Raw genomic sequence first — 20,861 nt, 5'->3', positions numbered from 1 at the left:
TTAAAAGTTAAGGGGCTGTCCAAACCAACAAAGGACAACCCAATGAATAAACCCCTCACTTCTGACAGACAGGGGTTTGCGAATGAAAAGCCTACTATTCTAACGCAAACTTTCCCCAACAATCAAGAATCTCGAATTTCGGAATTATCAAACCATATAAGCGATCGCCGAACTAGCACCAAATATTTAAAAGCGGGTTGCTGTGACGTTGCTCTAAGACCATGCCCCGACCCGGATGAGTTACTGCAATCGCCTAACCTCAACTTACAGAAGTCCTTTTACTTACAGCGATTAGTCAAGCTTGGCTGGTTTAGTGGTCAGGTGGCCGCCGTACTTCTCCAAATTGAAGCCAAGGTTGGAGGGGTGGCAGTATGAATCACAAAGGATTCGGCAAGATAGCCTCACCCCAAAAATCACTAAATCAAGAACTAAGGCAGGTTTTCAGAAAATTCAACAAGCGAGGTAAGCTCAGAAGTACCCCTTGGGCTTTGCATGAAATCTCAAGACTTGAGTCCAGAGATGGAAAAGTCCATCAAGTTGTTGTAGCCTCCAGCCAAAATGACATGGCGCAAGGCGATCACCATGATAGCGAAATTCAAGTACTGGGTAATCATCAAGAAATTGAAGAACCATTCGCACCTTATAGTTTGCCAGTCAGAGAAAATTTTGAACCAAGCCACTGGCAAGAGTGGGGGGAGAGTGCAATTGACAGTGAGATAGCGGCACTTAACTTCAAATCGCTGTCAGGGAATGCCGCTTTTGATTATCTCCTTTACTCCGATAAAATCAGCCGCCGTAATGATGGACGGTTACGCGATGGGGATATGCGGCGATATGCTCACCTCTCTAATGGTGGGTGGTGGTGTAGTGGAATAAATATTATCACCGGTGAAGATTCCCTTTGGGGATGCTTCAAGCCCAACACGCCAAGAATAGATGAGGGTAACAGCAGGGCAATTAAGTATGAGCATCCCCCCAAAGTTGACACAGAAATTTTTGCCTTACGGATTCCCGCCCGGATCTGGGAATTAATTAGCCGCCGCTACGATGTGGCACTACCAGAAAATTACCAAAGTTTACCTTATGGTGATTTTTGGCGATGGGTGAGAGAGAATACCCAAATTCCCGTTATCATCTGCGAGGGTGCTAAAAAAGCAGCTGCAATCTTATCTTGTGGTTATGTCGCCATTGGTATACCCGGAGTATGGGGAGGCCGTCGCCAACCAAAGGATGAATACGGCGAAAATAACGGCGCACCATACCTGATCCCACAGTTAGCCGCTTATGCTCAATCAGGCAGGCGAATTTATTTCTGTTTTGATGCCGATGTGAAGCGCACCACGGTTAGAAGCGTGAATGGTGCGATCGCTAAAACTGCCAAGCTTTTATCTTTGCGTGGCTGTGAAGTCCGAGTAATGGGGTGGCATTTGGCATTAGGCAAAGGGATTGATGATGTACTAGCCGCTTACGGCCGCGACCAATTTGATACTATTTACTGCGATGCTCTGAAATTAGATGAGTGGAACACCAAGCAACTAAGGCGGCTCACATACACCCCAGATTTGAACTTAAATCAGCGTTACTTGGGTGAGTTGGCTATTCCTTTGGGTAAACAGCTAATAGGCTTGAAATCGCCAAAGAACACAGGAAAAACTCACTTGCTCCAGTGGCTAACTGACCCGATAATTCGCGCTGGTGAGAGGAGAGTGTTAGTAATTACCCATCGGGTGCAACTGGCAACCCAGCTTGTAAAAAAACTGGGATTACCTTTCATTACCGAAGTGAAGCAGACTGAGCAAGGCTCACATTTCGGAATGGGGCTAGTAATTGATAGCTTACATCCAAAAAGCCAAGCTAAATTTAACCCTGATGAGTGGAAAGGGTGCTGGTTGATTTTGGATGAAATCATGCAGCTAATCTGGCATTTGTTGAGCAGTTCGACTTGTCAGACAGATCGCGTAGCCATCATCAAAAACTTCAAACGCCTGCTACTGAATGTTGTTAATTATGGTGGGAAAATCTTCATTGCTGATGCTGACTTAAACGATATTGGCATTGACTTTATCAAAGGGCTAATTGGGCAAGAGATTGACACTTTTCTTGTGGAAAATACATTTCAGTTTGTAGAGCCTTGGCAGGTAAATTTAGTACAGGGTAATAATCCAGCACAATTAGTAAAAATCCTTACCCAAAAACTAGAGAATGGGGATAAGTGTTTTGTTGCTTTGTCTGGACAACGGGCTAGTTCTAAATGGGGTTCTCGCAATTTGGAGGCGTACTATAAAAAACTGCTGCCACACCTGAGAATTTTACGAATTGATTCTAAAAGTACAACTACTCTTGGTCATCCGGCTTTTGGCTGTACAGATGATTTAAATGAGGTAATTAAAAACTATGACCTCGTTCTAACTACCTCGACCATTGAGACTGGGGTATCAATTGAAGAAAAGCATTTTGATTATGTTTTTGGGATTTTTCAAGGCGTACAAACTACCGATGGTGTCAGACAGCATTTATCACGTTACCGCCTTCCAGTCCCTCGTTATATCTGGCTTAATCCAGTAGGCATCAATAGGGTAGGCAATGGCTCCAATAGTGTCAAGGCATTACTAGCAGGTGAGTACATCAAGAATAAAGCCAATATTAAAAAGCTCGTTGATTTGGGATTTGAGGAATCGATAGAAGGCAATTTTGAGAGTATTTGCATTAATACCTGGGCGAAGTTAGGGGCAATCATCAATGATGGGATGAATAGCTATGAATCGCAAATTATTAGTGATTTGAAATCTGAGGGACATATCATCTGTGAAGTGGGCGCAGATGAGTTACCTGAACCCGCAGAAGTAGAGACTACTAAGCAAGAAATTTACAACAACTGCAAATCAGAATATGCGGGACACTGTGAAAATGTCACAGCGTCTGAAAGCATTACAGATGAACAGTTTTTGAAACTAGATAAACAGAATTGCAAAACTGAGTCCGAACAGTTAAAACACAGAAAAGGTGAGATTGAAAGGCGTTATAACGTGACCGTTACTCCCGAATTAGTAGAGAAAGATGATCAAAACTGGTATTCTATAATTCGACTAGATTACTACCTTGGCGTGGGTAGGGAATTTCTACCGGATAGAGAAATAAACGTCATGTCTACCGCTTTAAAAAATGGCGATGGAGATTATTTCATTCCCGATACTAATAAAAGCTTTATTGGGAAAAAAATTGATGCTTTAGACTGGATTGGGTACAAAGAGCTTCGAGAAACGGACGGATTGAGCAACAATCACCCATTAGCACAAGCAGTATTTGAGAAAGCAAAAACTCATCAGTCCGATTTGAGCTTAATTCTTGGCGCTAAGAGTAATATGTTTGCAAAGCTAAATACTCCCATGCAAGTCTGTCAAAAACTAGCATCTCTTACTGGGTATAAATTCCCCCGATTGCGGCGAGAGGGAACACGAGGCAACCAAGTCTGGATTTACGGTGTCCCCGCGCCAGACTTCCAAAAAGATGATGAGGGAAATCTGGTTTTGGTCGATGGTCACGCTGTTCCCGTTAGCGATCGCCGAGAGGAAGTTTTCACGGCATGGGTAGAGCGCGATATCCTAGCCAGAGAAAAAGCCGCCAAAGCAAAACTAGAGGCCCTTGCACTTGCAACAATTCCCAATTGCCAATTGTCAGCAGTTGCAGGAACCGAAATTAATACGCTGACCACATTACAAGAACAGTACGCAGAGCAAAAAACACAGACCCTAGCAGAAGAAGTTGAGTCAATGGTCATCACTCATGACTTAGAAAGTCAGGCGATGGCTACGCCCAGAGCAGGCATTGCGGTTGAGTTACCAGTTGAAAATCATCAGCAGTCCACAGAAGCGGTAATTGAGAAACTACTAAAAATTTCTAATTGGGGAGAAGTTGCGGTGAACCAAGCTGAGATTGATCAAGTTTGGCCGCTACTGTCAGAAAACCAGCGTTCGCATCTCTGGCAACTTCATCAAAAATATCAGCAGCAATTGTCTTTAGAGGAATTGGCACAGCAGGCGATCGCTACACAAGCTGAAATTAAGGAAACGGGTTTTGGTTCCCACTTCCGAAGCTATGTTTTGAAAGCTGTCTTCAGGGGAATAGCGATCGCTCGGAAATGCTGGGGCGACAAGCAAGAATGCTCAATTCCTTTAAATCAACTATTGCTAGCCAATTAAAATTGAATCAGAATAATGCACTGTTTACAGATTTTTGGATTTTTGCGTACTCAAATATTCAAAAGTTTAAAGATGTAAGTATTTAAAAGCCTGAGCATAGCTGGTACAGTAATAACATTCGCAGAGGGTTAAGTTTTTGAGTACGCAAAAACTTAGAGATTTAACAATTCAAGTTTTCAGCATTTGAAAAACTCAATATTTGAGATATCACCATGATTATCACAGTTGCATCCTTCAAGGGAGGGGTGGGGAAAACCACAACAGCAGTTCATTTAGCTACTTACTTACAAGCCTTTGGCGAGACACTTCTTATTGACGGCGACCCAAACCGTTCTGCTAGCGGTTGGTCAAAACGTGGCGCTCTGCCCTTCAAAGTGATTGATGAGCGGCAAGCTGCAAAGTATGCGAAGAATTACCAGCACATTATCATTGACACCCAAGCAAGACCGGAACAGGAAGATTTAGAAGCACTTGTGGAAGGATGTGATTTACTTGTGCTTCCCACTACCCCCGATGCTTTATCACTTGATGCCCTGATGCAGACTGTTACTACTCTCAATTCGTTAGGTGCTGATAAATTCCGCATCCTTATTACTCGCGTTCCACCTAAGCCCCGGCGAGATGGAGAAGAAGCAAGGGCAATGTTAACTGAAGCTGGATTACCTCTATTTAACGGTAGTGTCCGTGATGCAGTTGCCTTTCAAAAAGCCGCGTTAGCTGGTGTACCAGTTAACAAAATTTCTGACCCACGCGCCAAAATTGCTTGGCGAGATTATCAAAGTATCGGTCAGGAGGTGATTAAGTGAGCAAATTCAAAGGTATTTTGGATGCAGCAAAGGGTCGTGAACCTGAACCAGAGCCAGAAAATCAAAGCCAGGAAACAGAAATTCAATTGCCAGAAGTTCAACAACCTGAAAAGGTAGAACGAAAGCCCGTTGCCCAATTGCAAACCGAACCGCCAAAACGGGGACGACCCAAAGCCAAACGCTCTGACCCTGACTATGAGCAGGTAACTGCTTACATTAAAAGAAATACTCACACAGCAGTCAAAATTGAACTGTTAAAGTCCAGTCAGAATGGCGAAAAGCGGGAGTTTAGCGAACTTGTTCAAGATTTGCTAGAGCAATGGCTAAATTTGCGTACCTGAAATTTCAGATATTCAAAAACTTGAAAAGTTAAATATTTGAGTTTTTAGCTCGTCATTAAAAAGTGATGAACTTAACACTTAATATGGAAACAACAATTAATAGTGCTTGCGTAGTGAAATTTATATGGATTAAAAGGATTGATTGAATACGCAAAAACTTGAAAAGTTAAATTTTCAGATATTTGAGTTTTTGGCTATGTAACTCAAGTAACTGAGTATCCGCTTTTTTTATTTTCATCTATCAGAAGTATTAAGTATAAATACTTGCTTAAAAAGTAAACTTCTGGTAAAAGATGTAAAAAAATATTAGGCATATTAAATTAAAATAAATATTAATCAAAGTTCCTAAACCATTCAGGTAAGCGTGCTAAACGCCAACTTGGAACAGCCTAAATCTGTTTGTAAGGGAACAATAATGCTTCAACCTCAAAACTCTCACCATAGATCAACCGCCCTCATTATCGTTGGTGGGTTAGTTGCTCTAGCATCTCTTTGGGTTATTGCCTCTTCTAGCTGCGGGTCACTGAACCTTAAGCTATTACCTTCAGTTGATGTACAACTCACAAAGGAGGCTTGCCCAAAATAACTTAAAGCTTGAAGGCGATCGCAGCAGGAAACACTGGATTGCCTTTCCTCTAAGAAAATTGTTGGTTGAGAGCTTGAGCAATGCCTGCGGCGGTCTACGCTGGACTGGAGCAGGGAGAATCCACTCTTAGAGGTACTGCCCCTCAATAATCTGTGTTATCAGCACAGCGCCTCACTTTTCGGCTTCAGGTGGAAGGTGGAAGATGGAGGAATTGAACCCCCAGGTGTTATCCTGCTCTAGTTTTCAAGACTAGTTGCCCTCCCTTGAGCAGCATCTTCCATATAAACAAGGGGTATCTGAGGAGACTTGAACTCCCTAATGACTGGTTCCACAAACCAGCGCCGCGACCGCTTTGGCTTCAGACACCAAGAGTGGATTCGGTGAGGCTTGAACTCACAACCTCCTGTGTGCAAAACAGGCGCTCTCCCAATTAGAGCTACGAACCCATGAGCAGGAGTGGTAGGGGTCGAACCTACATTGCTCGATTTAGAAGATCGATGCCTTATCCATTAGGCAACACTCCCATAAATTGGTAGCCCCGGCAGGGATTGAACCCGCGACTTCCTCTTTGTAAGAGAGGCACTCTCCCAACTGAGTTACAGGGCTAAAAGAGCGATTGACGAGACTCGAACTCGTACCGTGAGTTTGGAAGACTCTGATGCTGCCATTACACCACAATCGCATTGAAGCTGATGATAGGAGTTGAACCTACAACCTACTGTTTACAAGACAGTTGCTCTGCCATGTTGAGCTACACCAGCATTTTGATAGTACCCCTGACAGGGCTTGAACCTGTAGAAAACCCGTTTTAAGCGGGTCATGTCTTCCAATTGCATCACAGGGGCAAGGTGGGTCGCCAGAGACTCGAACTCTGATCACTCCGCTTAAAAGGCGGGAACTCTAGCCATTGAGCTAACGACCCACGAATCCGAGTGGTAGGATTTGAACCTACGACCGCCTGTTCCCAAAACAGGAGTGCTGCCAAGCTACACCACACCCGGATAATACTGCCCTGCCAGGATTTGAACCTGGAATCTCCTCGTTCAAAGCGAGGGATGTTGCCAGTTACACCACAGGGCAATAATTGGCTGCCGAGGTTGGAGTTGAACCAACATCTCTATGATTCAGAGACGAGCGCGACTTTCCCAGTCGTCCACTCGGCAATGAATGGCTGCCCCAGTAGGACTTGAACCTACAACCCCCGCGTTAACAGCGCGTTGCTCTGCCATTGAGCTATGGGGCAATGTGCCAGTCCCCCAGGTCAGTATCGAACTGACGACCTCCTGTTCTTCAAACAGGCGCTACTACCAACTGAGCTACCAGGGGGTAAGGCGAGAACGGAAGGACTTGAACCTTCACTTTTCAGTTTCGTAGACTGATGTGTTATCCAGTTACACCACGTTCTCATAAGGCGGAGAGAGAGGGAGTTGAACCCACAGTGAGATGATGAATCTCACAACTGTTTAGCAAACAGCTTGCCCTGCCAATAGCAATCTCTCCATAATGGGCCGGGCTGGAATTGAACCAGCAACGCAAACGCGGCGGTTTTACAGACCGTTACCTACACCAATAGGTGAGCCGACCCAAAAGGTAGTGCAGACGGGACTTGAACCCGCTAATTACACGCTTGAAAGACGTGCCGCTCGGCCACTTCGCTTCTGCACCATGTATGCCATGTAAGTTGAAAAAGCTGTTGATTCACACACAGGAATTGAACCTGCATAGACTGTTTAAGAGACAGTTGCCTTACCATTCGGCTAGTATGTAAGCTTTTTCGATTAGGACACGGCAACGCACAGACTAGGACTTGAACCCAGAACAACAGTTTTGGAGACTGTGGTGTTGCCATTACACCATCTGTGCATTTGGTAGCAGTGGCGAGAGTCGAACTCGCATATACCAAGTTATGAGCTTGGGGCTTTGCCGTAAATCGCTACACTGCAACGCTTGGAGTCCAGGGCGAGAGTCGTTCGCGTTAGCGTTCCCGAAGGGTACTCGCACAGTCGGTTTTGCAGACCAATACCCTACTGTTAGGCGACCTGGACATACTACGAGGACGACAGGAATCGAACCTGTGACCACTTGCTTCGGAAACAAGCGCTCTTTCCGACTGAGCTACATCCTCATTTGGAAGCCTTGACGGGAGTTGCACCCGCTTCTCTCTGACTGAGAATCAGAACGACTTATCTATTCGTCCACAAGGCTACACGGGGATGATGGGATTTGAACCCACGGTCTTTCGCTCGACAGGCGACTGCTTTAAACCAGACTAAGCTACACCCCCACGTTGGATGGCAATTATTTAGTTTTCATGGTTCAGAAGTGTTTGCGCTATGCCTTTTTGAGAAGCTGTAGTGCATCACTACATATATACTACATAATATACTACAAGATGTCAAGGGCATACTACAAACTTTTTGAAAGAACTGAGAGGGCAGTGTTACGTAATCGAGCTTATTGCCCTCTCTGACTAGGTTTGAAGTTAATTACTCGTTCTCACTCAGGCGTTGTGCATTCCAAAACTGTTCAGCAAATGCTACTGCTGGGTGAATTGGGGCTTTAGGCTTACTTTTGAGAACCATTCCAGCTTCATGAGGTAAGCGATCGCTCTTAGTTGAATTACACTTCTCACACGCAGTTACAACGTTGTCCCAACTGTGTTGCCCACCTTTTGAGCGGGGAATTACATGGTCGAGCGTCAGACACTTGCTGCTGCCGCAGTATTGGCAAGTGTGGTTGTCTCGCTTGAGTACTTCACGCCGATTTACAGGTGGTACTTTCCAGTGGCGTTCGGGATTACCCATAGTCAAGCGAATATGTTCGGGAACTTGTAGTACAACACTGGGTGAGCGTACTTCCCACTGCTTTGTAGTACCAAAATTCAACGATTCTGCCTGACCTGTGACTAACAGCACGATTGCTCGTTTAATGTTGATACGTGCCAGTGGTAGGTAGTTCTTAGAAAAGACCACCACCGAATTTTGTAATATGTGTGGTTGAGCTTGCATACGTTAAATCCACTCCTCAAAAAATAACCCCCGCCTCTGGTCATCAGGAGCGGGGGTCAGGTAGTTGATACTTTTTGCCCTATGTCGGTGCTGTAAGACATTTGCACCTCCCGCTTTGGATAAGTTGATCTAGATTCAGCCATCCGGTAATCGCTTCAAAAATACTTTCACGCTGCAATTTACTGCCGACAAAACAATACATTTCCTCAAACGCAAACAGCGCGAATACTCTGCCTAAACCCTTGTTGGGTCGGCAATGTATCACGCTGCTAATGGTTGAGGAGAATCTGCTTATCATTGAAGGCTTGTAGTATTTGTAATTGAGACTTATATTAATAATACAGTTGTAGTATGCGTTTGTCTACTGCACAATTCTGGGGACGGGCGAACGCTGCGTGAATGCCTTGGCGGTAAAGGCTAAATTTGCAGATGGGGCATCATTTTTTCTCAGCACAACCTTCTAAAACCTTATTCCCCAGGATAAAAATTGCCGAGTATGGATACTCTTTATCTGACATACCATCGCTACAGGCATCGACTTTTTTGATGATTAAGATATTGTTGCCTTTGCCTTGAAGTCGGTAAACTCGCACCAAGTCTGCGGATATCCCTTACTCTTTGAGCGCTGGCTTGTCTGAGGATAGGAAATTTTACTCAATTTCAGTTTCTTCAGACGCTCGATGAACTCGAAGAGGCTGCGCTATCACCTTGTACGGTTTTAAGAACTGATTCCAGACGATAACCAGCTTCACGAAGATAATATCCAGCCGCGCCAACGTCTTCAAAAACGTCATCAAATTGGGGATGAGTTGACGGAAAAATCTTTCTTAAGCGATCGCCCAGTCGCTCTAGTTCTTCTTGGATAGCGATTAGTTCTTGAGTATCATCATCCATACTTACCTACCACAAAGATAACTGCCCAGGTGTTACATTTGATTTACCACCTTGATGGTAATGAAGGTGACAACCACTGCAAAGAGCTATAAGGTTGCCTCTGTGGTTATTTGCCGGATTTCTGTCCCAATGATGTACCTGTAGGGTGTACACTCTGCGTTTTGAGCGTGTTAGATGTGATGTTTTTTCACCAGGGGCGATGCACTGTAACCCGCATTTTTGACAACGCCACTGGGCTTGTTGTTTAACTGAAGTGGCAATTTCTGACCAATTATCTGGATATAGAGAATGGGTAAACGTCATCAGTCTAATTAAACTAAAGCTTGACCAATTGTAATGCTTTCTAGCAGTACGAAAGCTTAACCAAATTCATTCATACATATAGGCGATGGCTCCGCCCGCCGCAGGCATCGCTACTAGCCATAAATATCTTTTAATACAGCTTCTAGCCCCGCATTTAAATCTTGCAGTGCTGCATCTATACTTTCATAACTTTCTTTTCCCTGCCAAAACATTCCACCACAATCGAGTGCGCGTACAAAAGAATTGAGAGGACTATCTACGTCATAACCAATTTCAATCCAGCCTTCATGCTCATCTACCCAACGAGCAATATTTGGGTAAGTTTTTTCAAATGAAACTTTCATATTTCCCTCCAGAACTAATCACCACATCACTCATCATCATCTGGCAAATACAAAGCGCTGCTATCAGTCAGCCGTTTATGGAATTATCAACCAATCAAAACCTCGGCAACACTGTACCCGTGCCTGCATCTTTTTTTGTGCGGACATAAGCCTTGGTTGTATCGGTTTTACTATGCCCCAACTGATTTTGCACCTCAAAAACATTCTTATAATCCACCGCCCTCGTTGCGTGAGAATGCCTGAGCCAGTGACAAGAAAATTTTACTTTGGCTACTTCAGATATGTCTTGAATCAAACTTTTAATCGAGCGATCGCTCAATGGCAGACCCCGTTTTTTTGGATCAGGTGACATATTAGGGAACACTGGCATTTTGTCACCAGCCATACCCCGGTACTTCTTAAACTGCGATGATGTCTCGTGGTCTAACCCTATCTCCCGGTACTTTCCCCCCTTCCCCCGAAACTTAATCGTGTAATACCCCCTTTGCCTATCATCCGGTGTCGGGTCTGGCTGCCATTTAAAATTGTGCCAATATAAACCCGGATAATCTTCCTTGGGTTTACCCGGTTCGTTACCCGGAACCGTCACGCGACCAACCTCGCCAACCCGCATCCCACTGTAAAAAAGCAGACAGAAAACCAACCAATGCTGCCCCCCTAACTGTTTGGCAGCATCAGCTAGCTTCTTCATCTCGAAATCTTCTAGATATCGCTCTGCCTTCGGTAAATTACTGAAATTGTCGTAATTTATACTACTTGCAATATTCCGCAAAAAATAGCCAATACTCTCCCCGCTCCCATAGCTCCACAGCGATCGCAATATCAGCACTCGGTTAGATTTAGTATAAGGGGAAACCTCACCCCAACTAGCAATAAATTCTAGTAACAATGGTTGCTGTAGCAATCTTAAATCAGGTATACCTTCATGACGTACCCAATCAAGCAATTTTTGACCAAATCGGTAGTATTTTCGTTTAGTTTGTTCGCGGTTTTGGCTTCCAGCCCAAGCCAAAATTAACTCAGAATCATTACCCACCGCAGGCGTGCGGTAATAATATTGCCGAATTACCTCCTCTACCAATTCTGGAGTTACTTGAGCATTAGTGTTTTTAATTACACTTGGTTGGGGAGTAGCAGGCAAAATTTCTACAGAGCCAATCTCAATATTAGTAACATCCATCTGGTCTTTAGGGTTACGCTCAGATAAACATTTTACTTCCTGGAAGTGAGGTTTCAGGAAGCTTTTATATTATTCTATTCTTTAAGTGGATGTGCTTAACTACTTGCTCCATTATTTGTGGTCAAGCAACACCCCGTTTTTTGTGTTCAAGCTGTAGCATTTAGGCACTTGAAATTATTTCACTGGATGGTAAAGTCCATCTTTTGGATTCCATTCCCAACCTATGCCCCTTGGGTCACGGTTACGAGTCCAACTGATAAATTCTTTGGTAGTGAGTTTTTCTCGTTCCGGTGCGAGGCTCGACGGACTTAAACCTAGTCGCGGTGCTAGGTTTTCAGGAGGTAATGCTTGCAGTTCAACTAGGGTTTGTTGGTATGGGTTAGCTTGTCTTCTTTGTTTAGGTTGACTATTGTATCGAGTTGATGAAATAGCCCGTTCGATGAGTTCCAGCTTTTTGGTCATTGCGTCGAGCTTGCTTTCTAGCTTCTTCTCCAACTGCAAAACCGATTTGCTGCTTGGGGTAACATCGATATCAATATTGCTATCAAACTGAGATATTAATTCCTCTAAGCCTTGCAGCAAGACAATTGTATGACCTTGACGATGTAGCTTAGATAATCGCCGCACCACTGGAATTAAGGCAGTAGGGACGCGAATCATTTCGCTTGGTGGAGAATTTTGTTGAGTCATTTGATATCAGTTTTGATAGCAATAAACTGATGATAGATGAAAAGCGTTGCTTGCCGCCGTTAGGCATCGCTATTTTCTTAGAGGAAACTTGAGCTTCAGGGGGGAGCTACGCTCTTGTATTGAAAAACTGGACATCCCCTCAAAAATGGTGATGATTAATTTAATTTGCAATCTTTTTCTAAAATTTATGCGTTTAATCATCAGTCGTTTTCAGGCTTTGGCTTTTGCAACTGCATTAATTGCTCTGTTGGGGTGTTCGCCAGCGCAAACCCAGGTGCCAACATCAACAACAGAAAAACCATTACAGTCAACGCCGATTGTACCTACCTCAATAAGCCCTCACCTGCTTTTAGGAAATCCCAGCAGTGCAACTCCTACAAAGCTTACGCCTGATAATTACCTCATGGTAAAAAATCAATATGCGCTTTCTTACAACAACAGTAAGGGAACTGCCAACTGGGTGAGTTGGCAGTTAAATAAGTCATGGCTGGGTGATGCAGAGCGTCAAAATAACTTCCGCCCTGACAGCACACTACCTGCTGGTTGGGTGCGGATAACTCCCAGTGCTTACACAGGCTCAGGATATGACAAAGGTCATGTTACACCCTCAGCAGACCGTACTAGGTCAGTTGAAGATAACAGCGCCACTTTCCTGATGACCAACATGATGCCGCAGACACCGGACAACAACCGGAACACTTGGGGCAATTTAGAAGATTATTGCCGAGAACTGGTAAGCCTTGGTAAAGAACTGTATATCGTAGCTGGGCCTTTTGGCAGTCTTGGCGAACCCCTTAAAGGTAAGGTGACGGTTCCCAAATCAACTTGGAAAATCGTTGTCGTACTAGACACCCCAGACTCTGGACTTAACGGTATTACCGCTAATACTCGTGTCATCGCAGTTAACATCCCCAACGAGCAAGAAATAAACAACGATTGGAGAGCTTATAAAGTAAGTGTTGATGAATTAGAAAAACTCACAAGCTATGATTTTCTCTCTAATGTCTCTCCAAATATTCAAGAAGTTATTGAAAGCAAAGTAGATAGTCCTTAAGCAAGTCAAGTTTCTACAACCTTAGTAGAAATCCCCGCTAAATTTCCAGTTGGAGTTTGACCAATAACATAGACATCAATCTCTATTTCCCCAAGGCGATATACCTGCAAATTGCTCAGGTTTTCTTTGAGTGTTTGCACAAGAGCTTGAAATCGTTTGACGGTTGCTTTCTCTTCTTCCTCATGCCAATCTTCTTCTGTCGTTGCCACTTGAAAAAAATCGTCAATTTGCACAATTTTAATGGGTATATCTTGAGGATGATTTGTTTGTTGTATAACTTTTTGGGGTGTTATAGGTGCAGCATCTTCCCAAAGAAAAACCTCAAACGGGTACTCGGATTCGCTCATAAATAACAAGCCGTCAGATGCAAGTTTTAGCTGGTCTAGGATTTCTGAATTAGTTTTGGTCATAAGCACTTAATAGAGCGCAGTTTACCGCCGTAGGCAGGCATCGCAATAAACTATATCATCCATCTATCTGCTTTTTTAGGCAGTATTGGTGGATTTTTCTTCATATTTGTTATTTCTAACGGTACAAGACAAATAACTAAAAATGGTGCAATTTAATAGTAGTGCAAATATAGGAAATTATGGACGCTGCCAAACGCCTTGCTACTCTAAATCGCATCCGCAAACTCAGCCGCTTGATGGATACATCAATACGTATCCCTTTAACGGGTTTTCATATTGGAATAGACCCAATTATCGGTTTAATTCCCGGTGCCGGTGATTTAATCAGTACAGCGTTTTCAGCTTATATCATATTTTTAGCAACCCGCTTCGGTATCCCGCGTGAAGACTTAGCCAAAATGATTTTTAATGTAGGTTTAGAAACAGTCGTTGGTACTGTGCCTTTAGTAGGTGATTTGTTTGATGCTTTCTATAAGTCTAATATTCGGAATTTAACAATTTTGGAGCAACATTTGACAGTGGTTGAACCAGAACTTAAAGAAGTATCTGATGAACTTTACTCTGGTAAGTTCAGCCAAGTTTAAGTAAGAAAGTAGATAGAGTTTTCCAGAAATTGCCCTACACGCTATCATCCATCCACCCACATTCAGGGCAATCCCAATGCACCCGCGCCGACCAGTCGCGGTCAAACTCATGCTGGCACTGAGGGCATTTGCCAGTAAACATAGGATGGGTATCTAGCAGTTCTAGCTGTTGCTGTTGCGTCAATCGCTGTTGTGGTTGCAGTATTAATTCACCGTTGTAGTAGCTTGCCCCCTCCGGTTGCCACAGCTCTGCTGGTTCGGCGTTGGGGTCTTCTCGAAAATCTAGGCAGCTATCACCGTCTACCCCATCAGGATGAACGGCACAGACGAGGTGAGGATTGTGTGAGTAAAGTAAACAGCGATCGCACTCTGGTAATTTCGGCATAGTACTAGTGTACTGCTTTGTCACAAGCGATCGCTTCTTGTGTGCAACTTTTCCTCTTTGAATATGTCATTTTTTCAATTGAGTTAAATCTAAACGATTAATTTGAGCATCAACACAAATCTTAACTTTATAATCGCACGAATCACCTGAGTCATTACCAATTCTTAAATATTGGCTTTTATACTGAATCTTGTTTATCAGCAAAGGTGAAACTGAATGAGTTTCAAAAAACTTTTTCTTGTGGCTTTTGGACTGCTTATAGCAATAGTAATTGGCATTTTAACAGATACAAAAGTAATTGCTCAATCCACCACTGATTTAGCTTTAGCTTTATATCATGCTCCTATTCACTATCAAGACACAGACAGCACCAAGTATAGTGGAGACTACATTACACGATTTGATTACGATAACGATTGGCGAGGTACAAATAACTGGGATAACCTTTTCCTGTTTCCACTTTCTGCTCATGCTTACTATTCTGTAGCTGAAACTTGTACTCATTGGTTTGTTACATATTCCTTTTTCCATCCTCAAGACTGGACTGATATTCCTTTTGATCAAGAACACGAAAATGATTTAGAGGGTTTACTTACAATTGTCCGTAAGGACGGTTCAGCTTTTGGTAAATTAGAAGGCGTTGTCACTGTATTTCATAACGATTTCTACTCTTACACTCCAACTGGTAGTCCTTTACGCAATGGTGCAGAAAGTATTGATGGCACACTGACAATGAATAGTTACAGTGGTTCATTGCACCCATTAACAACTCAAGAAGCTAAAGGTCATGGATTAAAAGCTTGGCCTTATGCTGGAAACTTTAAGGGTGCAAGTAGCGAGGATGGGATTATTTATTATCCGAATGGTACTACAGCAGAACTTCCTGCTTCGGGGAATGACCGCGATGTACAGTATCAATTGCTTGATGTGTTTGCTGAAGCAGGAATGTGGCAACATCAATTAAATGAAGCTTCTTTATCAAGTTCTTCTGCCAATACTTTCGCTAGTTGGGGAACTTTCAAGGGAGATTCGAGTGGTGGGTGTGGCGCTGGTACACCAACTTGCAGTACAAATTCTGCTAATACCCCTTGGGGTTGGGATGATTCAAATGATGGTGCAGTATATAAAGGTGAAATGGCTTTAGACCCTGCTCACCTAACTGATGTTTATTTTGATGGGCTTGGCACTTTTGATACTGCATACATCCGCAACCAATTTATTCAAGGATTGAAAGATAGAGGATATAATTCTGCAAATCTTCCTCAAGGTTGGCCTACTCAAATCAATCTTAATTCTCTGATTGGCAAACTCAAAAATCAATGCTCATAACCATAAATAAATTTTATGGCTAACGAGATTATGGAAAAAATTAAACAAGCCTCCAATGGTTTGTTAATAGACTTCTTGCAGAAGTCTAATGATGAGTGAGTCAGAGTATCCATTTGAAGTTTTTTGTGGTCTAATCAAGCTCAAGAACCAATGACCGCTCAAAAACTTCTCCAGTTAACAGGACATTCCCCAGAAACATAGTGTGTTGAAGGTAATTAGTAAAACTTTACTACTCCTGTCAACCACCCATTACGATAAACTTTGCACCAAAAATTAGCTAACATTACTGTTGATTTAACCTCGTAAGTTCAGTAGTCAGTTTGCATTCCAAGCTAAAAATACAACAGGATAATAACTAACTGTGCTACTTACGTAGGTTAAATTCTTATTAGTGTTAGATTATGTCCATTGGTTGTACGAACGCTGGAAGTTCGACTAGAGAACAGACTCTTAACTTGCACTACAATTTATCTCACGTACATTGAAGACGTTTTTGTAAACTACCCCACACAGTTTAATTCCTCCCACGAGTGCGATCGCCACTCATCAGCATTTACAAGTGGTCAGGTAGTGTCGATAAGAGAGGAAACATCAGCGAAATACCAGCATAACAAGTAATTGATTATACATTGTATAATAGAGGGATTATTTTTACATTATTTGTGAGGAACTGAAAAAGGTTGTATGAAACTAGTTAAAAAAATTTTAGCAATATGTTTTCTATTATTTGGTATTCCATTTTCTGCTGTGATGATTCTAGAAATTCTCAATCCCAAAACTCCCGCTCAAGAAAAAGAAAATGATATTGCTGCTCTAAGTATTCTTACTATTCCGTCAACCATTATAGGAGGCTGGTTGAGTTGGTCTTTAGTACAGCAGAATCGAAAGGAAAAAGCATTACTTCTGGAATCAGAACAAAAGCGTCTTCAGTTAGTATTCTTAGAATTAATTGAGCAAAATACTGGCAGAATAACGGTATTGCAACTGGCGAAAAATGCGGAAATATCAACCCAATTAGCTAAACAATATTTAGATGAGAAAGCTAAAGAACTTAATGCTTCTTTTGAAGTAAATGAAGAGGGAAATGTTTTGTATCATTTCTCTTGATACCCTTTTAGGGACTTAATCATAAATAAAATTACTTCTAAAAAGCGAAATTATGATTAAATTTGTCTGCAAGAATGTGATTTAAGGATTTTCATAGTACCAGTGTACTGCCTTGAAGCAAGCGATCGCTTCTTGTGTGCAACTTTTCCTCTTTGAATATCAAGCCAAAAAGTGGCCATCGATTTGTCAAAATAATATTAGCGCCTACCTAAAGTTAGGTAAACGCTACTGTTTTAATTAAATTCAGGGATAAAATATAGTGAAATGAATTCCCTGATTTTTATGATTAATTGATTCCAATTTAATTTCTTAGATTGCACTGCGGCTAGTTAACGCGTTCCACAAGAAAACAGCGACAATTGCGCCAAGAACCGCTACTGCAATACCAGGAATGCTCAGTGTCGGGGCGGCTAATGTCAAGGTTCCTGTACTGAAGAATACACCCAAACTACCACCAACAAAAGCACCGATAATTCCTAATATGATTGTTCCGAGAATTCCGCCACCTTGATGACCGGGGTAGATAGCCTTTGCAATAGCACCAGCAATTAGACCTAAAACAATCCAAGCAAGAATATTCATTGTTTTAATTCGATAGACGTTTTTTACTGACAAATACACAATAGCAATCCAAACATTGACATTCAATCTACCAGCAGAATCAACTATTAATAGCCTTGAGGATGAACGCTGTTACTTCTTGTGATATACCCCCTAACTGAGATGGATAATTAATAAAAAAGCTCCTGGTTGGTCTAAAACCAGGAGCTTCGTTTATTCATTGCTTGATAATTGCAGTATATGCATTTTTAATGATTTATCTCATCTACTTTAAGAATTAAGCTAAGTTTGAAAGCCTAATATTAATTTGATAAGGTGAAGGAGTAAATGGCTTGTAGCTGCAACCAATGTTTAAGATGTCATCAATTGCTGGCTTGCTCCCATTCGCCACCACGACTACCTTGGCACTAGCAATAATTATTTTATATCCATCAAAAACTCTTTCACAAATACCAAGCGATGGGCGCAACACAGTTCCCCAGGCAGGTTGCCTATCTGGATATCCTGATGGTACATATCGAGGTTCGCGCCCAGTTACGCGCTATGAATTTGCTGCTGGCTTGAATACGTGCCTAGACAGGCTAAATCAACTTATTCCTGCTAACAAGGCGGATTTAGCAACTAAGCAAGATTTGGAAATTTTACTCAAACGACAAAGGGAATTAAACCAACAACTTCAAGAACTCAACGAGCGAGTTGATACCCCACCTGCTACAAAATAAGCATTCGACAGCAGTTAGTTTATGCAATGGCGGAAGCGCCCTTTCCGGTGGCATCGCTCCCACTTGGGCTAGCTGAAAACCTTATTACTCTCCATCCTTAACCTCTAACTGATAAATCCGCATTGATGGGTATTCGTCCATCATTCGCCAGTAATACCCAGTAGGCGGCGACTGCACCCGACTACCACAGCGATACAAAAAGATTGGCTCGTCCCGCTTCATCACTTTCTTAACTGTTTGCTCCAGGGTGGTGTCGGGATTATCGCTGTCGTACCAAATTAGGTGTGACTTTCCTTCATACCCAGCCGCCATTAAACTAGCAAATAGCCATTCCATCAGCGATTGAATCTGCTGTTGCTCAACGCCGCAGCTTTGTTGCCCGTAGCAATCAATAGTTGGCTGGGCTGGTTTGGGTTTGAGGAAGTTTAAGAATTTCATGAGACTGGTAAACGCAACTATTACCAGGGTTCCCATTTTATGAGGTGCATTGCTTCCTTATTTCCTCTCTACAAGACACTACGTGAACGCTTGTATTTCTATAAGTGCTTTATGTGAGAAGCAATAAGTAAAATAATAAACTAATACGCCTTGCTGGTACTGGAGATACAGCTATGACCTACACCATGCACGACGCTCAAGAAGTGGCAAAGCTGGCTGCTACTGATATGGAAGCTTGGCTGCTCTCCAAACCAGAAACTATTAGTGTTGTTAACGTTGAAAATGACCCAGGCTACCAGTGCAGAGATATTGACCTCATTTGGACAACGCAGACGGGTGAAATCTTAATTGAGATTAAAGGCGATAGGTGGAACAAGACTCGTAACTTGTTCTTTGAGACTCACAGCAATTTAGAGAAGGGAACCCCCGGCTGCTTTATGTACACTGAGGTAGATTGGCTGTTTTATTACTTTGTTAACACTCGCCAACTGTACAGGCTACCCATGCCAAAGACGCGGGAGTGGTTTTTGATTACCATGAAGCGGTTTCGGGAGCGCTCGACTACAACACCCGTAGGAGGCAGTCACTACACCACTGTGGGGCGGCTTGTGCCGATTACTACGGTGATGATGGAAGTGGCAGGGATTAAGATGGAGCAGCTGTAGGGGGGGAGGGGGCGATCGCTTTTGCTTAAATAATACTTATCGAGAAACTTTTTTACCTTGCTCATATCTTAGTAAAGTCTCATATTGCATTTTTAAATCGTCTAAAGAAGTTTTAACATCCTGGTTAAATTCGGCAGGAAATTTCAGATCGGGATTGCCTTGAGTAGAAACGTCTTGCTCTTTCCATAAGCGATATAAGCATCCACTCTGAGCCTCGTGCTTTAAAAACTGGTCAAAGCTTTCTGGTAAGTGACCGGATTCTAAAAGATAACTTTTTGTGTTGATTAACTCAGCCTTTTGAGAATGAAGCGGTTGAAAGTATGTTTCAGCAAAAAACCGCCAGACTTTCCAATGTCTATCATCATTTTTTTCAAACCAGTCCTGCCTCACCTTGCCATTTTCTGAAGGTAAAACGCGTACTGCAACATCATATATAATCTGCGATTGCTGAACTAGACCCCATAACGGGCCATATAACTCTTCAATTTGGCGTTTTAAATGTTCTAATTGTGATTCCCGTTGCTGCTGTTTGATTAAACGACGGTTCTCCTCTTGCCAGCCACGAACTGTAATTATTGCTGTAATTATTGCGACAATAAGTGCAACTACAGCACCTATCAAGGCAGAAATAACTGTTGTATCCATTTTTATCTGCGTTGTCTTCCTAATGGTCACTCTGAGCGAATCGCACTTCCTCTAAGAATATCCTGGGGGCGATCGCACTCTCTTAGTAACTTTCCTCGCTTGAATTCAAGTTCAACATCACTTAAAAAATTCCCTTTATTCAAGCAAAAAATTTTACTCTAAAAATAGAGTTTACGGAGATGCACTGAAGTCTATTGAGATTTTGCACGGTTAATATGTAACAAATAATATAGCATCGGCTACTTAAACTAGTAGGTCAAGTTTAGAAGTTAAATGGCTATCAAAAAACCCTTGGCTATCAACCAGCCAGAGGTGGGGCGGATCATTCATGATTTGCGGCTTGCCTTCGGGCTTACGCAAGAACAATTTGCAGCCACTTTAGGCGTTACATATACAACAATTAATCGTTGGGAAAATGGACGCTCAACGCCGTCGCCGATGGCGATGAAGCTTATTGAGCAGAAGCTTGATGAGATGGGCGCTCAGGGTCAAGATTTATTAGCGAAGTATTTGCCAAATTAGTTTCTGGCTCAGTTTTGATGTGAGCGGTAAGTATAGCTCCAATAGCCCACTTGTTCTAGTTTTTATATCCAACTGTTGATTGCAATTT

The 20,861-nt window shown here is 42.6% G+C and carries 23 protein-coding genes and 24 tRNA genes; 11 read left to right on the top strand and 36 right to left on the bottom strand.

Translation table 11 applies throughout. The annotated features are described in order from the left end of the window. Positions 1-42: 42 nt before the first annotated feature. From H6G86_RS25280 to H6G86_RS25265, 4 genes are all read left to right on the top strand, one after another. Entirely contained in the window at positions 43-375 is a 333-nt protein-coding gene (locus tag H6G86_RS25280; protein WP_190936613.1) for a hypothetical protein, read from the top strand. Then, positions 372-4,199 carry a plasmid replication protein, CyRepA1 family gene (locus tag H6G86_RS25275; protein ID WP_190936612.1) on the top strand — a complete coding sequence of 1,276 codons (3,828 nt, stop codon included), beginning with the start codon at positions 372-374 and terminating at the stop codon, positions 4,197-4,199. The genes H6G86_RS25280 and H6G86_RS25275 overlap by 4 nt, the downstream gene beginning before the upstream one ends. A 212-nt stretch (positions 4,200-4,411) precedes the next feature. Then, positions 4,412-5,005 carry a ParA family protein gene (locus H6G86_RS25270; RefSeq protein WP_190936611.1) on the top strand — a complete coding sequence of 198 codons (594 nt, stop codon included), beginning with the start codon at positions 4,412-4,414 and terminating at the stop codon, positions 5,003-5,005. Next, positions 5,002-5,346, top strand: a complete 345-nt coding sequence (locus tag H6G86_RS25265; protein ID WP_190936610.1) for a hypothetical protein — start codon at positions 5,002-5,004, stop codon at positions 5,344-5,346. Before H6G86_RS25270 ends, H6G86_RS25265 begins: the two co-directional genes overlap by 4 nt. A 782-nt stretch (positions 5,347-6,128) precedes the next feature. Here H6G86_RS25265 and H6G86_RS25260 read toward each other — a convergent pair. From H6G86_RS25260 to H6G86_RS25110, 31 genes are all read right to left on the bottom strand, one after another. Beyond that, positions 6,129-6,211 (bottom strand) — tRNA-Ser (locus H6G86_RS25260). Positions 6,212-6,304: 93 nt separating this feature from the next. Continuing rightward, positions 6,305-6,378: transfer RNA gene (locus H6G86_RS25255), tRNA-Ala, on the bottom strand. Positions 6,379-6,383: 5 nt separating this feature from the next. Then, positions 6,384-6,456, bottom strand: a tRNA-Arg gene (locus tag H6G86_RS25250). 6 nt (positions 6,457-6,462) lie between these two features. Then, positions 6,463-6,538 (bottom strand) — tRNA-Val (locus H6G86_RS25245). A 5-nt stretch (positions 6,539-6,543) separates the two neighbouring features. Continuing rightward, positions 6,544-6,614 (bottom strand) — tRNA-Gly (locus H6G86_RS25240). Positions 6,615-6,619: 5 nt separating this feature from the next. After that, positions 6,620-6,693 (bottom strand) — tRNA-Thr (locus tag H6G86_RS25235). A 10-nt stretch (positions 6,694-6,703) separates the two neighbouring features. Next, a tRNA-Leu gene (locus H6G86_RS25230) sits at positions 6,704-6,777 on the bottom strand. 4 nt (positions 6,778-6,781) lie between these two features. Next, positions 6,782-6,854: transfer RNA gene (locus tag H6G86_RS25225), tRNA-Lys, on the bottom strand. 5 nt (positions 6,855-6,859) lie between these two features. Further along, a tRNA-Pro gene (locus tag H6G86_RS25220) sits at positions 6,860-6,933 on the bottom strand. A 6-nt stretch (positions 6,934-6,939) separates the two neighbouring features. Next, positions 6,940-7,012: transfer RNA gene (locus H6G86_RS25215), tRNA-Gln, on the bottom strand. A gap of 5 nt (positions 7,013-7,017) precedes the next feature. Next, positions 7,018-7,095, bottom strand: a tRNA-Gln gene (locus H6G86_RS25210). 5 nt (positions 7,096-7,100) lie between these two features. Continuing rightward, positions 7,101-7,175 (bottom strand) — tRNA-Asn (locus H6G86_RS25205). A 9-nt stretch (positions 7,176-7,184) separates the two neighbouring features. Next, positions 7,185-7,258, bottom strand: a tRNA-Phe gene (locus H6G86_RS25200). A gap of 6 nt (positions 7,259-7,264) precedes the next feature. After that, positions 7,265-7,338 (bottom strand) — tRNA-Arg (locus tag H6G86_RS25195). 6 nt (positions 7,339-7,344) lie between these two features. Further along, positions 7,345-7,432: transfer RNA gene (locus tag H6G86_RS25190), tRNA-Ser, on the bottom strand. A gap of 4 nt (positions 7,433-7,436) precedes the next feature. Then, positions 7,437-7,517, bottom strand: a tRNA-Tyr gene (locus H6G86_RS25185). A gap of 6 nt (positions 7,518-7,523) precedes the next feature. Next, positions 7,524-7,597: transfer RNA gene (locus H6G86_RS25180), tRNA-Glu, on the bottom strand. Between the two features lie 34 nt (positions 7,598-7,631). Continuing rightward, positions 7,632-7,699: transfer RNA gene (locus H6G86_RS25175), tRNA-Lys, on the bottom strand. A gap of 25 nt (positions 7,700-7,724) precedes the next feature. Next, a tRNA-Trp gene (locus H6G86_RS25170) sits at positions 7,725-7,795 on the bottom strand. Between the two features lie 3 nt (positions 7,796-7,798). Next, a tRNA-Ile gene (locus H6G86_RS25165) sits at positions 7,799-7,875 on the bottom strand. Between the two features lie 5 nt (positions 7,876-7,880). Further along, positions 7,881-7,977, bottom strand: a tRNA-Cys gene (locus H6G86_RS25160). 6 nt (positions 7,978-7,983) lie between these two features. After that, positions 7,984-8,057: transfer RNA gene (locus tag H6G86_RS25155), tRNA-Arg, on the bottom strand. Between the two features lie 3 nt (positions 8,058-8,060). Beyond that, a tRNA-Glu gene (locus H6G86_RS25150) sits at positions 8,061-8,137 on the bottom strand. Between the two features lie 3 nt (positions 8,138-8,140). Beyond that, a tRNA-Asp gene (locus H6G86_RS25145) sits at positions 8,141-8,216 on the bottom strand. A 202-nt stretch (positions 8,217-8,418) separates the two neighbouring features. Next, complete coding sequence (locus tag H6G86_RS25140; protein ID WP_190936609.1) at positions 8,419-8,940, bottom strand: HNH endonuclease; 522 nt, start codon at positions 8,938-8,940, stop codon at positions 8,419-8,421. A 437-nt stretch (positions 8,941-9,377) separates the two neighbouring features. Then, on the bottom strand, positions 9,378-9,533 hold the full coding sequence (locus H6G86_RS25135) for a hypothetical protein (RefSeq protein ID WP_206758446.1): 156 nt from the start codon (positions 9,531-9,533) through the stop codon (positions 9,378-9,380). Between the two features lie 76 nt (positions 9,534-9,609). Further along, complete coding sequence (locus tag H6G86_RS25130) at positions 9,610-9,834, bottom strand: hypothetical protein (protein WP_190936607.1); 225 nt, start codon at positions 9,832-9,834, stop codon at positions 9,610-9,612. Positions 9,835-9,840: 6 nt separating this feature from the next. Then, the gene (locus tag H6G86_RS25125; RefSeq protein ID WP_114084167.1) at positions 9,841-10,137 is read right to left on the bottom strand and encodes an HNH endonuclease; all 297 of its coding nucleotides are present in this window, start codon (positions 10,135-10,137) and stop codon (positions 9,841-9,843) included. A 113-nt stretch (positions 10,138-10,250) separates the two neighbouring features. After that, a complete protein-coding gene (locus H6G86_RS25120; protein WP_104902485.1) occupies positions 10,251-10,481 on the bottom strand; it encodes a hypothetical protein in 231 nt (76 codons plus the stop codon). Between the two features lie 94 nt (positions 10,482-10,575). Further along, positions 10,576-11,661, bottom strand: a complete 1,086-nt coding sequence (locus H6G86_RS25115) for a tyrosine-type recombinase/integrase (protein WP_190936606.1) — start codon at positions 11,659-11,661, stop codon at positions 10,576-10,578. A gap of 174 nt (positions 11,662-11,835) precedes the next feature. Next, positions 11,836-12,351, bottom strand: a complete 516-nt coding sequence (locus tag H6G86_RS25110) for a hypothetical protein (RefSeq protein ID WP_190936605.1) — start codon at positions 12,349-12,351, stop codon at positions 11,836-11,838. 187 nt (positions 12,352-12,538) lie between these two features. Here H6G86_RS25110 and H6G86_RS25105 point away from each other — a divergent pair, with 187 nt between their 5' ends. Further along, positions 12,539-13,405, top strand: a complete 867-nt coding sequence (locus H6G86_RS25105) for a DNA/RNA non-specific endonuclease (RefSeq protein ID WP_190936604.1) — start codon at positions 12,539-12,541, stop codon at positions 13,403-13,405. Between the two features lie 5 nt (positions 13,406-13,410). Here the strand turns inward: H6G86_RS25105 and H6G86_RS25100 are convergent, their stop codons facing one another. Beyond that, positions 13,411-13,815 carry a nuclease A inhibitor family protein gene (locus H6G86_RS25100; RefSeq protein WP_190936603.1) on the bottom strand — a complete coding sequence of 135 codons (405 nt, stop codon included), beginning with the start codon at positions 13,813-13,815 and terminating at the stop codon, positions 13,411-13,413. Between the two features lie 179 nt (positions 13,816-13,994). Here H6G86_RS25100 and H6G86_RS25095 point away from each other — a divergent pair, with 179 nt between their 5' ends. Further along, positions 13,995-14,399 carry a DUF4112 domain-containing protein gene (locus tag H6G86_RS25095; protein ID WP_190936602.1) on the top strand — a complete coding sequence of 135 codons (405 nt, stop codon included), beginning with the start codon at positions 13,995-13,997 and terminating at the stop codon, positions 14,397-14,399. 34 nt (positions 14,400-14,433) lie between these two features. Here H6G86_RS25095 and H6G86_RS25090 read toward each other — a convergent pair whose 3' ends face one another. Beyond that, positions 14,434-14,784, bottom strand: coding sequence for a hypothetical protein (locus H6G86_RS25090; RefSeq protein WP_190936629.1), 351 nt, complete (start codon positions 14,782-14,784; stop codon positions 14,434-14,436). Positions 14,785-15,000: 216 nt separating this feature from the next. On the opposite strand from H6G86_RS25090, the gene H6G86_RS25085 reads away from it, so the two are divergent. Both H6G86_RS25085 and H6G86_RS25080 read left to right on the top strand, forming a co-directional pair. Beyond that, positions 15,001-16,113 carry a hypothetical protein gene (locus H6G86_RS25085; RefSeq protein WP_190936601.1) on the top strand — a complete coding sequence of 371 codons (1,113 nt, stop codon included), beginning with the start codon at positions 15,001-15,003 and terminating at the stop codon, positions 16,111-16,113. A 684-nt stretch (positions 16,114-16,797) separates the two neighbouring features. Then, positions 16,798-17,220, top strand: coding sequence for a hypothetical protein (locus tag H6G86_RS25080; RefSeq protein ID WP_190936600.1), 423 nt, complete (start codon positions 16,798-16,800; stop codon positions 17,218-17,220). A 309-nt stretch (positions 17,221-17,529) separates the two neighbouring features. On the opposite strand, the gene H6G86_RS25075 is transcribed toward H6G86_RS25080, so the two are convergent. Then, on the bottom strand, positions 17,530-17,802 hold the full coding sequence (locus tag H6G86_RS25075) for a GlsB/YeaQ/YmgE family stress response membrane protein (RefSeq protein WP_190936599.1): 273 nt from the start codon (positions 17,800-17,802) through the stop codon (positions 17,530-17,532). A gap of 335 nt (positions 17,803-18,137) precedes the next feature. Here H6G86_RS25075 and H6G86_RS25070 point away from each other — a divergent pair, with 335 nt between their 5' ends. Continuing rightward, entirely contained in the window at positions 18,138-18,503 is a 366-nt protein-coding gene (locus H6G86_RS25070) for an S-layer homology domain-containing protein (protein WP_190936598.1), read from the top strand. 84 nt (positions 18,504-18,587) lie between these two features. Here the strand turns inward: H6G86_RS25070 and H6G86_RS25065 are convergent, their stop codons facing one another. Continuing rightward, positions 18,588-18,941, bottom strand: coding sequence for a hypothetical protein (locus H6G86_RS25065; protein ID WP_190936628.1), 354 nt, complete (start codon positions 18,939-18,941; stop codon positions 18,588-18,590). 173 nt (positions 18,942-19,114) lie between these two features. On the opposite strand from H6G86_RS25065, the gene H6G86_RS25060 reads away from it, so the two are divergent. Then, on the top strand, positions 19,115-19,606 hold the full coding sequence (locus H6G86_RS25060; protein ID WP_199338418.1) for a hypothetical protein: 492 nt from the start codon (positions 19,115-19,117) through the stop codon (positions 19,604-19,606). Positions 19,607-19,642: 36 nt separating this feature from the next. Here the strand turns inward: H6G86_RS25060 and H6G86_RS25055 are convergent, their stop codons facing one another. Continuing rightward, the gene (locus H6G86_RS25055; RefSeq protein WP_190936597.1) at positions 19,643-20,251 is read right to left on the bottom strand and encodes a hypothetical protein; all 609 of its coding nucleotides are present in this window, start codon (positions 20,249-20,251) and stop codon (positions 19,643-19,645) included. A 273-nt stretch (positions 20,252-20,524) separates the two neighbouring features. On the opposite strand from H6G86_RS25055, the gene H6G86_RS25050 reads away from it, so the two are divergent. Continuing rightward, positions 20,525-20,773 carry a helix-turn-helix domain-containing protein gene (locus tag H6G86_RS25050; protein ID WP_190936596.1) on the top strand — a complete coding sequence of 83 codons (249 nt, stop codon included), beginning with the start codon at positions 20,525-20,527 and terminating at the stop codon, positions 20,771-20,773. The last annotated feature ends 88 nt before the right edge of the window (positions 20,774-20,861 follow it).

This window comes from Nostoc sp. FACHB-133 (assembly GCF_014698055.1).
Lineage (GTDB): Bacteria > Cyanobacteriota > Cyanobacteriia > Cyanobacteriales > Nostocaceae > Nostoc.
This window is presented reverse-complemented; position numbering and strand designations above follow the sequence as displayed.